Raw genomic sequence first — 12,350 nt, 5'->3', positions numbered from 1 at the left:
GTGGCCGAGCAACACACACCGCGCTCCTTGATCGTTACCTTCTACGGCGCCTACGGCAGATCAACGCGGTCACCCGTTCGGGTGGCTGCGTTGGTCCGGCTCCTCGGAGCGGCTGGCGTCGATCCGCCGTCCGTGCGCTCCTCGGTGTCCCGTCTGAAGCGGCGCGGATTCCTGGTCCCGACCCGTACCACGGAAGGCGCCGCCGGATACGCACTCTCCGACGAGGCCGAACAACTCCTCGCGGACGGCGATCGGCGGATCTACGAATCAGACCCTCCGTGTGCCGCCGACGGCTGGGTGCTGGCCGTCTTCTCCGTGCCCGAGCAGGAGCGCCACAAGCGGCATCTGCTGCGCTCGCGACTCGCCCGGTTGGGCTTCGGTACGGCCGCCCCGGGTGTGTGGATCGCGCCGGCCCGACTCTACGAGGAGACCCGGCACACCCTGGAACGGCTTCAACTCGACTCCTACGTCGACCTCTTCCGTGCTGAGCACCTCGGGTTTGCCGCCACGGCAGATGCGGTGGGACGTTGGTGGGACTTGGCCGCTCTCGCCCGGGAACACGAGGAGTTCCTCGCCCTGCACGAGCCGGTGTTGCTCTCCTACCAACGCGGCGCAGGCCCCCCGGACCCTGAGGACGCGTACCGCGACTACCTCCTCGCCCTCGACTCCTGGCGGCGCCTCCCCTACGCCGACCCCGGCCTCCCTTCGGAACTGCTCCCGGCGAACTGGCCGGGTGATCGCTCCACGAAGATCTTCAAGGAACTGCACGACCGCCTGTACCTGGTGGGGGCGGGTTTCGTGGCGGAGCACTCGCCAGGGCTCTGACGTCCGGCGCCCAAGGCCAGCGCGCAACGGGAAACAGCGCTGCCAGGTCAGGGGCGGCCGGCCCTGTCGCGGCGGCTGTCTGGTGGTTCGCGCGGGTCTTCGGCGTTGGTTTCTCGAAGGTCATCACACGGTCGCGGGTATTCCATCAAGAGCACAGGATGATGGGTCACCCTGCACGGTCAACGCTTCAATGTGAGACGAGGCTTGGGGGCATCGGTGCGTCCGGTGGGCGGCTTGCGGCTGCCGGCCCGGTAGGGCGCGGGCCAAGGCGCCGCCATTCCGGTGTAGTCCTGTTCGGCGGCTGCGTGCAGGGTCCAGTGAGGGTCGTACAAGTGCGGCCGGGCCAGCGCGCACAGGTCAGCTCGGCCAGCGAGGAGGAGGGAGTTGACGTCGTCCCACGAGGAGATCGCTCCTACTGCGATCACCGGTACTCCCAGCGCACTGCGGATCCGGTCGGCGTAGGGAGTCTGGTAGGAACGGCCGAACTCAGGCCGCTCCTCAGAGACGACCTGGCCGGTCGACACGTCGATGGCATCTGCTCCGTGCGCGACGAAGGCCCGCGCGATCTCGACCGCCTCTGCCCCCGTGGTACCGCCCTGCGCCCAGTCGGTGGCCGAGATCCGGACCGTCATCGGCCGGTCTTCGGGCCAGACACCGCGGACCGCGTCGAAGACCTCCAACGGGAAGCGCAGGCGGTTCTCCAAGCTCCCGCCATAGCCGTCGGTACGCCGGTTGGTGAGGGGCGAGAGGAACCCGGAGAGCAGGTACCCGTGGGCGCAGTGCAGTTCGAGGAGGTCGAAGCCGCAGCGCGCGGCGCGCCAGGCTGCCGCCGAGAACTGTTCGCGGACCGCTGTCATCCCGGCACCGTCCAGAGCCTGCGGGATCTGGCCCACGTCGGGGAGGTAGGGGAGCGCCGATGCAGCGACGAGGGGCCAGTTGCCGGCTTCGAGCGGCTGGTCCATACCTTCCCACATGCGACGCGTCGATCCCTTGCGCCCGGAGTGTCCGAGCTGGATGCCGAGCGCGGTCCCGGGGGCCTGTTCGTGCACGAAGGAGGTGATACGGGTCCAGGCCTCGGCCTGTTGGGGGGTGTAGAGACCGGCGCAGCCGGGGGTGATGCGACCTTCGGGGCTCACACAGACCATTTCGGTCATGACCAGGCCCGCACCACCGAGCGCCCTGGCCCCGAGGTGCACCAGGTGCAGATCCCCCGGTACACCGTCCTGCGCGCTGTAGAGGTCCATGGGTGACACCACAACACGGTTCCGCAGGGTGACATTGCGCAGGGTGAAGGGAGTGAACATGGGCGGCGTGCCGTCCGGGCAGCCGAACTCGCGTTCCACACCGGCGACGAATCGGGCGTCTCGCACGCGTAGGTTGTCGTGGGTGACCCGGCGGGAGCGGGTGAGCAGGTTGAAGGCGAACTGCCGGGGAGGTTGGTCGAGGTGGTCACCCAGTTCCTCGAACCACCGCAGACTGGCAGCGGCAGCCCGCTGGGTGGATTCCACCACCGGACGGCGCTCTGACTCGTAGGCCTCCAGTGCCCCTGAAAGGGAGGGCTCCTCCTCCATGCAGGCGGCCAGGGCCAGTGCGTCCTCCACGGCGAGCTTGGTGCCGGAACCAATGGAGAAGTGTGCCGTGTGCGCGGCGTCACCAAGCAGCACGGTGTTGCGGTACGACCAACGGGCGTTGACGACCGTGCGGAAGGCCGTCCAGGAGGACTTGTTGCCGCGCAGTGGGCGTCCTCGCAATGCCTCACTGAAAATCTTCGCGCACCGCGTCGCCGATTCGTTCTCCTCACACAGGTCCAGGCCGGCGGCCCGCCAGACCTCCTCGCGCATTTCGATGATGACGGTGGAGGAGTCCGCGGAGTAGGGGTATCCGTGAAGTTGCATCACCCCGTGTTCTGTCTCGGCGATCTCGAAGCGGAAGGCGTCGAAGGCGAAGTCGGCAGCGAGCCAGATGTACCGGCAGCGGTGGGTGGTGATCTGGGGCTGGAAGACCTCGGCGTGTGCCTGCCGGGTGGGGCTGTGCACCCCGTCCGCTGCGATCACAAGATCGTGCGATGCGGCGAGTTCCGCAGCAGGGGGCGCCTCTTCGTCGAAACGCAGGGCAACGCCCAACTCGGTACAGCGTTCGCGAAGGATCTGGAGCAGTCGGCGTCGGCCGATCGCCGCGAAGCCGTGTCCGCCCGAGGTCAGCAACTGCCCCCGGTGGGCGATGTCGATGTCGTCCCAGCGAACGAACTCGCGTTGAAGTGCACCGTAGACCACGGGATCGGCATGCTCGATACCGCCCAGGGTCTCGTCGGAAAGCACCACGCCAAACCCGAAGGTCTCATCTGTGGCATTGCGCTCCCACACGACAATGTCACGCTCAGGGCCCAAGCTCTTCAACAGCGCCGCGGCATAGAGCCCGCCAGGCCCACCGCCGATCACCGCGACCCTCATCACCCGCGTCCCTCCATGGCTACCTACCCCGCCAGTTGGGCGACCGCTTCTGCGTGAAGGCCGCGTGGAACTCCTTGTAGTCTTCGCCGTTCATCAGCAACGCCTGGGTGGCTGCGTCCATTTCGACTGCGGCGGCCAGTGGCATGTCAAGCTCGGCGGTAAGGAGCGCCTTGGTCTGGGCATGAGCCAGCGCCGGACCGGCGGCCAGTCGGGCGGCCAGCTCCACCGCCCGCGCGCCTGCCTTGCCCTCGTCGACCAGCTCGCTGAGCAGTCCGACGCGCTCCGCCTCGGCCGCACCCACTGGCTCCCCCAGCATCAGCAGTCGCGTGGCGTGTCCGAGCCCCACGATCCGCGGCAGCAGGTAGGCCGCGCCCATGTCCCCGCCGGAGAGTCCGACCCGGGTGAAGAGGAAGGCGAAGCGGGCGGTCGGGTCGGCGATTCTGAAGTCCGCGGCGAGGGCGAGAACCGCGCCAGCCCCGGCGGCGACCCCGTGCACTGCTGCGATCACGGGAAACGGGCACTCTCGGACGGCGCGCACGACCTGTCCCGTCATTCGGTTGAAGTCGAGGAGTTGTGCGGTGTCCATGGCGAGTGTGGCGCCGATGATCTCGTCCACGTCTCCGCCGGAGCAAAAGCCCCGGCCTTCGCCGGCCAGGACGAGCGCCCGTACGGAGCGTTCGCGGGAGAGTTCTGCGAGCAGATCGCGCAGATCGGCGTAGGCGCCGAAGGTCAACGCGTTGAGCTTGTCGGGGCGAGGCAGTGTGACGGTGGCGACGCCGTCCTCGCCTCGGGCCAGCCGGAGGTGGTGCCAGTGGGGTGTGCTGCCTGCCGATCCGGTGAATGGGCTCACCTCCTGACCGTATCACCGTGTTGTGACTGTCGTCAGGAGAGCGCAACAGGACATCGGGGCAGGGAACCCCGACCCCAACCCCGTATGACTATGCAGAGGAGCCCGCCAGCAACGCCACCAGGACGGCCTTGATGGTGTGCAACCTGTTCTCGGCCTCGTCGAAGACCACGGAGTGCGCGGACTCGAAGACCTCGTCCGTCACCTCCAGGGAGTCCAGACCGTGGCGCTCGTAGATTCCACGCCCGACCTCGGTACCCAGGTCGTGAAAGGCGGGAAGGCAGTGCAGGAACTTCACATCGGGGTTCCCGCTCGCCCGCAGCACCTCCATGGTGACGGCATAGGGATGCAGCGCCTTGATCCGTTCGTCCCAGACCTCGGCGGGCTCACCCATGGACACCCACACGTCCGTCGCGACGAAGTCCGCACCGGTAACCGCTTCACCCACGTCCTCGGTCAGGGTGATGCGGGCCCCGCTGAGTTCGGCAGCCTCGTGGGCCAGCGCCACGATCCGCTCGGCCGGCCAGAAGGCGCGCGGAGCCGCCACGCGTACGTCCATGCCCAGGAGGGCGCCGGTGACCAGGTAGGAGTTGCCCATGTTGAAGCGTGCGTCACCGAGGTAGGCGTACGCGATCCGCTCCAACGGCTTGGCGCAGTGCTCGGTCATGGTGAGCACGTCGGCCAGCATCTGGGTGGGGTGCCAGTCGTCGGTCAGGCCGTTGAGGACCGGCACCCCGGCGTGCGCCGCGAGTTCCTCCACCGCGTCCTGACTGTCACCGCGGTACTCGATGGCGTCGAACATGCGCCCGAGCACGCGCGCGGTGTCCTTCACCGACTCCTTGTGGCCCATCTGGGATCCCGAGGGGTCCAGGTAGGTGGTGGACGCACCCTGGTCGGCGGCGGCGACCTCGAAGGCGCAACGGGTGCGAGTGGAGGTCTTCTCGAAGATCAGGGCGATGTTCCTGCCCCGCAGCCGCTGCACCTCGACGCCCGTGCGCTTGGCCGCCTTCAACTCGGCGGACAGGTCGATCAGGCTGCGGAACTCGGCGGCGGTGAAGTCGAGCTCCTTGAGAAAGCTGCGGCCAACGAGGTCGGTCGCCATGGGGGCGCTCCTAGGTCACGTGTACGGTTACCCTGGAAGTGTATACGAACTTTTGCATTGATATACAGACCCAGGATGTGCAGATCGGATCCGCACCGCCCACCTTGTGTGTCTACACCGCGTCGCGCTCCACGGGACAGCTCATACAGCGCGGACCTCCCCGACCACGCCCGAGCTCACTACCGGGAATCTCGATCACCTCGATGCCCTGCTTGCGCAAGTGCGTGTTGGTGGTCGAGTTGCGCTCGTACGCGACCACGACACCGGGCTCCACGGCCAGCACGTTGCAGCCGTCGTCCCACTGCTCGCGCTCCGCCGCGTGCACGTCCTGGGTGGCGGTCAGCACACGGATCGAATCGAGCCCCAGGGCCGCGGCGATCGCCCGGTGCATCTGCTCGGGCGGATGGTCGGTCACCTTCAGTTCCCGCTCCACCGCACCCGGCTCGATGGTGTACGAGCGGAGCATGCCGAGCCCGGCGTACTGGGTGAAGGTGTCCCCGTCCACCATCGTCATGACCGTGTCCAAATGCATGAAAGCACGGCGCTTCGGCATGTCCAGCGCCACGATGGTGGTGGCGGACCCGGCGGCGAACAGCCCGCGCGCGAGCATTTCCACCGCCTGCGGTGTGGTGCGCTCACTCATGCCGATCAGCACCGCGCCGTTGCCGATGACCAGCACGTCGCCGCCCTCGATGGTGGACGGATAGTCGGTCTGCCCCTGTGACCAGAAGTGGAACGCCCCCGAGCCGGTGAACAGCGGATGGTGCCGGTAGATCGCCTCGAAGTGCACGGTCTCCCGCTGCCGAGCCGGCCAGCGCATCGCGTTGATGGACACGCCGTCATAGATCCACGCCGAAGTATCACGGGTGAACAGGTGGTTGGGCAGCGGACCGAGCAGGAAGCCGTCCAGGTCCATGCAGTGGAAACGGACGGAGGTCGGCTCCGGATGGCGTTCCAGGAACTCGCGCTTGGTCATGCCGCCCACGAGGACCTCGGCGAGTTCGGCGGCCGGGAGTTCATCGAAGGCGGCACGCAGGTGGTCCGTGGCGAGCGGCCCGTACTCCTTCTCGTTGAACACCCGGTCCAGCACCAGATGCCGGGCCTCGGGCACCTGGAGGGCCTCGCCGAGCAGGTCTCCGAAGAGGTGGACCTCGACCCCCCGGTCTCGCAGCACGTCGGCGAAACCGTCGTGCTCCTGGCGAGCCCGCCGCACCCAGAGCACATCGTCGAAGAGCAAGGCGTCCTTGTTGCTCGGGGTGAGCCGCTTCAGCTCCAGATCGGGCCGGTGGAGTATGACGCGGCGCAGCCGCCCGGTCTCGGAGTCGACGTGGAATCCCATGGGAACACGTTCGCAGACCGGGCGGGATCAGGTAACTCAGGTGACAGAAAGCACAGGCACGCTGTCACCCGCGTTGCCGCACGGATGGCTCAACTCAGGCCGAGGAACGCGTCGGGGGCGCCCTGGAGCGCCGGGGTGAGCACGCCCAGCTTCGGCATGACCAGGTCCGGCAGACCCATGTTCTGCGGCCTCGGCGCGCTGAGCGGGGCTCCCAACACCACCCCCGGGCTACGCGTCACCAGGTCGGAAGCCGGGGCAGTGAGCTCGGCGTCCCCCTCGGGGCCATGCGCCAGCACGTCCGGCAACGCGCCCTGGGCCAGCAGCGGCGGGAGGCCGGCGGTCAGCGGCACCGCCGGCAGTACGGGGTTGGGAACCAGCTCGCCGGTGTGGTACGTCGGCCCGTCAGGCACTCCGGGCATGAGCACGGGCACACCGGTGCCGACCTCGGGCAGTTCGGTACCGAGCGGGATCTCCAGCCCGTCGAGCGGCACCCCGACGGGGACGGACTCCCCGGCCACGGCGGGGGTGGCCGCCACAGCAGCCGCCATACACGTCATGAGCGCCGCAAGACCTGCACGCGCGGTGATGTTCATACTGCGTTCCGTCCTTCCAGGGAGAGCGGACACTCCGCTTCCCTGGATGAACGAGCCCGCCCGCCCATTACCCCGAAAGTTCCCCCGTTCGGCGGAAGGGCCAGGGAACCGGCGAGCGGGCGCACCCCCTCACAGTCGCGGGTCGACGGGCTCGGATTCCAGGGCCAGCACCGCGAAGACGGCCTCGTGGACGCGCCAGAGCGGTTCCCCACCGGCCAGTCGGTCCAAGGCTTCCAGACCGAGCGCGTACTCGCGCAGGGCGAGGGACCGCTTGCGCCCCAGCGAACGCTCCCGCAGCCGCCGCAGGTTCTCCGGGCGCGTGTACTCCGGGCCGTAGATGATGCGCAAGTACTCCCGCCCCCGCACCTTGATGCCCGGCTGCACCAGACGCCCCTTGCCGTCCCGCACACAGGCACCGAGCGGTTTGACCACCATGCCCTCGCCACCGGACTCGGTCAGCCGAAGCCACCAGGCGTTTCCCTCCGCGAGGGAGTCCTCGTCACGGGTGTCCACCAGCAGCCTCTCGGTGCGCTGCAAGAGGGGGTCGCCGCCGGCGTCCGCGGCCACCATGCGGTCCAGCCAGCCGAGTTGTTCGTCGTGGGGTACCGCGGCCAACGAACGACCCTCGGAAGCGAGCAACTGGAACGGAGCCAGGCGCACCCCGTCCAATCCTTGCGTCGTCCAGCAGTAGCGTCGGTACGCGGCGGTGAAGGCCCGCGCATCGGCGGACCGGCCACGCTGGCGCTCCAACAGCTCCCCGGTGTCCAGACCACGAGCCGCGGCCTGCTCCAACGCCGCCATGGCCGCGGGGAGGACCGCACCCGAAGACGCGCCCACGGCGGCGTACTGTCCGCGCAGCAGACCGGATGCCTTCAGCGACCAGGGCATCAGCTCACCGTCCAACAGGAGCCAGTCGGTGTGCAGTTCCTCCCACAGGCCGGCGCCCGTGATCGCCGAGCGCACACCCGCCAGTACGCCCTCCGTCATCGCCGGGTCCTCGAAGAAGGAGCGACCCGTGCGGGTGTACAGCGATCCGGTTGCCCCGTCGGTGATCCCGAAGCGGCGACGGGCACCCTGCGCGTCCCGGCAGACCAGCACCACCGCGCGAGAGCCCATGTGCTTCTCCTCGCACACCACCCGGTCGACACCATCAGCACGGTACTGGGCGAACGCCTCCGCCGGATGCTCCAAGAACCCCTGCGCACCGGAGGGCGCGGTGGGCGCCATGGTCGGTGGCAGGTACGGCATCCGCTGGGGGTCGACGGCGAAGCGGCTCATGACCTCCAGCGCTGCTGCCGCGTTCTCCTCACGTACGGCGACGACACCCAGGTGACGCGTGTCGACCGATCGACGGCCCTGGACGTCGGTGAGGTCCAGTGGACGTCCTTCGTGCCCCCCGGGTGCGTCGGTGACCAGTGGACGGGCCGGCTCGTACCAGACCCGCTCGGCCGGTACGTCGACGAGCTCGCGCTCGGGCCAGCGCAGCGCCGTCATCCGACCGCCGAAGACGGCCCCGGTGTCCAGGCAGATCGTGTTGTTGACCCAGGACGTGCGAGGCACGGGGGTGTGACCGTAGACCACCACCGCTCGACCCCGGTACTCCTCCGCCCACGGATAGCGCACCGGCAGACCGAACTCGTCGGTCTCGCCAGTGGTGTCTCCGTACAGTGCGTGCGAACGCACCCGGCCAGATGTCCGGCCGTGGTACTTCTCCGGCAGCCCAGCGTGGCACACCACCAGCTTGCCCCCGTCGAGGACGTAGTGGCTGACCAGACCGTCGATGAAGGTACGCACCCGTGCCGTGAACGCATCGTCCTGGCAGGCCAGTTGCTCGATCGTTTCGGCCAAGCCATGAGTGACGGACACCTGGCGCCCACTCAGCCAACGGCCGAGCTTGTTCTCGTGATTCCCCGGAACGCAAAGGGCGTGGCCCGAGTCGACCATGTCCATCACGCGGCGTAGCACCCCGGGGCTGTCCGGGCCGCGGTCGACGAGGTCGCCGACGAACACCGCGGTACGTCCGGCCGGATGGGCACCGTCCACATACCCCAACTTCGTCAACAGCGACTCCAGTTCGAAGCTGCAGCCGTGGACGTCACCGATGATGTCGAACGGGCCGGTGAGGTGGCGCAGGTCGTTGAAGCGCCGTTCCCGCACCACCTGGGCCCGGTCGACTTCCTCGGTGCTCCGCAGCACGTGCACCTTGCGGAAGCCCTCACGCTCCAGACCGCGCAGCGAACGCCGAAGGTCCCGCCGGTGTCGGACGATGACGTGCCGGGGCAGTCCGGCCCGGTCCGGTCGGCCGGCGTTGCGGGCCGCACACACGTCCTCGGGCAGGTCGAGCACGATGGCGATGGGCAATACATCGTGCTCGCGAGCCAACTGGACCAGTTGGCGACGGGATTCGGGCTGGACGTTGGTGGCGTCGACCACGGTCAGCCGACCAGCGGCCAGACGCTTGCCCGCGATGTAGTGCAGGACGTCGAATGCGTCCTTGCTCGCCCCCTGATCGTTCTCGTCGTCCGCGACCAGACCCCGGCAGTAGTCGGAGGAGAGGACTTCGGTGGGCTTGAAGTGACGTGCTGCGAAGGTGGACTTGCCTGAGCCGGTGGCGCCGACCAGCACCACCAGGCAGAGGTCGGTGACGGCCAGCCGGAGCGGACCGGCGGGCTGCGAAGTGGATGCCTCGACCGGCGGGTGGTGAACCGTCATGCCGCCGTCTCCTTGCGCTGGTTGGGGTGTGAGGTCGGGCTGGAATCAGCCCGGGTGAACTCGGCCATCTGGGTGGGCGGGCCCACGTCGGGGTCTTCGGGCCCCACGGCGGAGAAACGCACGGTGTATCCATAGGTCGAGGCCACCCCTTGCGCCCATCGACCGAACTCCGCGCGGTTCCATTCGAAGCGGTGGTCGCCGTGGCGCACCTGCCCGGCCGGCAGACCCTCCCAGCGCACGTTGTACTCCACGTTGGGAGTGGTCACCAGCACCGTACGGGGGCGCGCGGCGCCGAAGACCGAGTACTCCAGGGCCGGCAATCTCGGCAGGTCGAGGTGTTCGATCACCTCGCTGAGCACCGCGGCGTCATAACCCGACAGTCGTCGGTCCCGGTAGGCGAGGGAGCCCTGCACCAGTTGTACCCGCTGCGCCTGCTGCTCGCCGAGCCGGTCCAGCCGCAGGCGCCTTGCCGCGAGGGACAAAGCCCGCATCGAGACGTCGACTCCCACGACTTCCCTGAAGGATGCGTCCTTCAGCATTTCCTGCACCAGCTGTCCCTGCCCGCAGCCGAGGTCCAGGACCCGCTGCGCCCCCGCGTTGCGCAGCGCGGCCAAGATCGCCTCGCGTCGCTGCACGGCCAGAGGCAGCGGACTCTCCTCGCTGTCCACCGACTCGTCGACCGCATTGTCGATTTCCGCAGCGGCGACGCCGTCGGCCTCGGCGAGGCGGGCGAGTTCCAGCCGGTCCATGGCCTGCTGGGTCAGGCTCCGACGGCGTGCGAGGTAGCGGCTGGTGATGAGGCGATGTTCAGGGTGCCCCGGTAGCCAGCCCTCGCCCGCCCGCAGGAGCTTGTCGACCTCGTCCGGCGCGACCCAGTAGTGCTTGGCGTCGTCGAGGACCGGGAGGAGCACGTACAGCTGACGCAGCGCATCGGCGAGGGTCAGCTCCCCCTCCAGGACCAGCGCCACGTAGTGGGAATCGCCCCAGGCCGGGAACTCGGCGTCCCAAGCGATCGCCGTCGCTTCGACGCGACTCCAACCAAGGGGGCCGAACAGGCGCCGCACCAGGGCCTCGCCGCCGCCGCGGGCAGGTAGGGCCGGGATCTCGATGCGCAGGAAAAGGGACTGGGCCGGCAGCTCCGGGCGTGCTTTGCACTGCCCGTTCAGAGCGCTGGAGAACACCGAGCTCAGCGCCACGGCAAGTAGCGAGGACCCGGCGTAGGGGCGGTCGTTGACGTACTGGGCCAGCGACGTATCCGGTGCCCCGCCACGCCCTTTGCCCTTTCCCCGTCGGACCAGTGCCACCGGATCGACTTCGAGGAGCAGGGCGGCCGTGCACTGCTCCGAAGTGGCCTGCGGGTAGAAGACATGCGCCGTACCGTGCGCCGTCGAAAACCGTTGCACCCGCTCGGGATGCTTGTGCAGCAGGTAGCCGAGGTCGGTCGCGGGTCGCTCGGGAACGCCGAAGGCACTGATCGTCAAGAACACAGAGCCGAGTATGTCCGCAGCCCACCGCCTTGGACGAAATGTTTTCGGGGCCCGGCCATCGCCGGCCGGGCCCTCGGTCAGTGGGGTGGGCCCCAGCGGGCGCTGAGGGCGGCGATCCGGTCGGGTCCCACGCGGCAACACCCGCCCACCAGCCGGGCACCGGCCTGAAGCCAGGACTCCACCGCCCATGTTGCCGGCACCGGCGGGCGGCGCCAGAGGTTCGCGGCCCCGTCCCATACGGACCCGTCGTTGGGGTAAGCCACCACCGGTTTGCCGGTGCTGGCGCGGGCGATCTCGACCGCCGGGCCCACGTCCTTGGGGTCACAACAGTTGACGCCCACCGCGATCACCGTATCCGCCCCGGCGGCGACCTCGAAGGCAGCGTCGAGCGGCTGCCCTGCGCGGGTACGGCGCCCGTGGACCGTGTAGGAGAGCCAGGCCGGCACGCCGTACTCGGCGACGAGGGTGAGGAGGGCTTCGGCCTCGTCGACGTCCGGAACCGTCTCCAGGGCCAGGACGTCCGGTCCGGCCTGAAGCAGTGCTTCCATGCGTGGCCGATGGAATGCGAGGAGTTGGCGCGAGCTCAGCCCGTACCGGCCGCGGTACTCCGAACCATCGGCGAGCATCGCCCCGTAAGGACCGATGGAGGCGGCCACCCACACCTCTCGGTCCCCCGCTGTCGCAGCCGCCGCGGCGGCACGCTCCACACTGGTGGCCAACAGGCTGCTGGCCTCGGCGGTGCTCAGGCCTAGCCGAGTGAACTCCTGGTGGGTGGCCTGGTAGCTGGCGGTGATCAGCACCTCGGCTCCGGCCTGTACATAGGCTCGATGCGCGGCCTCGATCTGTTCCGGATGCTCCATCAACACCCGGGCGGACCAGAGCCCGCCGGACAGGTCGCAGCCCTGGTCGGCCAACTGGTTGCTGAGACCGCCGTCGAGCACCACCGGCCGAACGGCCAGCATCTGGGCCAGCAGGCTCCTCGCTCGCGCCACGGC

9 protein-coding genes are annotated in these 12,350 nt (G+C 68.9%); 1 reads left to right on the top strand and 8 read right to left on the bottom strand.

The genetic code is table 11. The features are described from left to right. Positions 1–825: a PaaX family transcriptional regulator C-terminal domain-containing protein gene (locus ACFYMC_RS03705; RefSeq protein WP_388518253.1), complete on the top strand. Its 825-nt coding sequence runs from the start codon at positions 1–3 to the stop codon at positions 823–825. Between the two features lie 179 nt (positions 826–1,004). Here the strand turns inward: ACFYMC_RS03705 and ACFYMC_RS03700 are convergent, their stop codons facing one another. The 8 genes from ACFYMC_RS03700 to mmuM all read right to left on the bottom strand — a co-directional run bounded on the left by ACFYMC_RS03700 (position 1,005) and on the right by mmuM (position 12,347). Continuing rightward, positions 1,005–3,275, bottom strand: a complete 2,271-nt coding sequence (locus ACFYMC_RS03700) for a bifunctional salicylyl-CoA 5-hydroxylase/oxidoreductase (protein ID WP_388518250.1) — start codon at positions 3,273–3,275, stop codon at positions 1,005–1,007. A 19-nt stretch (positions 3,276–3,294) separates the two neighbouring features. Beyond that, positions 3,295–4,125: an enoyl-CoA hydratase family protein gene (locus ACFYMC_RS03695; protein WP_388518247.1), complete on the bottom strand. Its 831-nt coding sequence runs from the start codon at positions 4,123–4,125 to the stop codon at positions 3,295–3,297. An 88-nt stretch (positions 4,126–4,213) separates the two neighbouring features. Then, the gene (gene argF / locus ACFYMC_RS03690) at positions 4,214–5,224 is read right to left on the bottom strand and encodes an ornithine carbamoyltransferase (RefSeq protein ID WP_388518245.1); all 1,011 of its coding nucleotides are present in this window, start codon (positions 5,222–5,224) and stop codon (positions 4,214–4,216) included. A 112-nt stretch (positions 5,225–5,336) separates the two neighbouring features. Next, complete coding sequence (locus ACFYMC_RS03685; RefSeq protein WP_388518242.1) at positions 5,337–6,563, bottom strand: arginine deiminase; 1,227 nt, start codon at positions 6,561–6,563, stop codon at positions 5,337–5,339. A gap of 89 nt (positions 6,564–6,652) precedes the next feature. Continuing rightward, positions 6,653–7,156 (bottom strand): hypothetical protein, encoded by a 504-nt coding sequence (locus ACFYMC_RS03680; protein ID WP_388518240.1) that lies wholly within the window; start codon positions 7,154–7,156, stop codon positions 6,653–6,655. A 129-nt stretch (positions 7,157–7,285) separates the two neighbouring features. Beyond that, on the bottom strand, positions 7,286–9,868 hold the full coding sequence (locus ACFYMC_RS03675) for a polynucleotide kinase-phosphatase (protein ID WP_388518237.1): 2,583 nt from the start codon (positions 9,866–9,868) through the stop codon (positions 7,286–7,288). After that, the gene (locus ACFYMC_RS03670; protein ID WP_388518234.1) at positions 9,865–11,355 is read right to left on the bottom strand and encodes a 3' terminal RNA ribose 2'-O-methyltransferase Hen1; all 1,491 of its coding nucleotides are present in this window, start codon (positions 11,353–11,355) and stop codon (positions 9,865–9,867) included. Before ACFYMC_RS03670 ends, ACFYMC_RS03675 begins: the two co-directional genes overlap by 4 nt. A 77-nt stretch (positions 11,356–11,432) precedes the next feature. Beyond that, complete coding sequence (mmuM, locus tag ACFYMC_RS03665; protein WP_388518231.1) at positions 11,433–12,347, bottom strand: homocysteine S-methyltransferase; 915 nt, start codon at positions 12,345–12,347, stop codon at positions 11,433–11,435. Positions 12,348–12,350 lie beyond the last annotated feature (3 nt).

Origin of the sequence: Streptomyces sp. NPDC006879 (genome assembly GCF_042869595.1) — a bacterium.
Taxonomy (GTDB): Bacteria; Actinomycetota; Actinomycetes; order Streptomycetales; family Streptomycetaceae; genus Streptomyces.
The sequence above is the reverse complement of the archived record's forward strand: the minus strand, read 5'-3'. Positions and strand labels throughout refer to the sequence as shown.

What these genes read in the sequence shown, in the direction of transcription:
- ACFYMC_RS03700 (WP_388518250.1), bottom strand. Translation starts at nt 3,275, where the DNA reads ATGAGGGTCGCGGTGATCGGCGGTGGGCCTGGCGGGCTCTATGCCGCG.
- argF (WP_388518245.1), bottom strand. Translation starts at nt 5,224, where the DNA reads ATGGCGACCGACCTCGTTGGCCGCAGCTTTCTCAAGGAGCTCGACTTC.
- ACFYMC_RS03685 (WP_388518242.1), bottom strand. Translation starts at nt 6,563, where the DNA reads ATGGGATTCCACGTCGACTCCGAGACCGGGCGGCTGCGCCGCGTCATA.
- ACFYMC_RS03680 (WP_388518240.1), bottom strand. Translation starts at nt 7,156, where the DNA reads ATGAACATCACCGCGCGTGCAGGTCTTGCGGCGCTCATGACGTGTATG.
- ACFYMC_RS03675 (WP_388518237.1), bottom strand. Translation starts at nt 9,868, where the DNA reads ATGACGGTTCACCACCCGCCGGTCGAGGCATCCACTTCGCAGCCCGCC.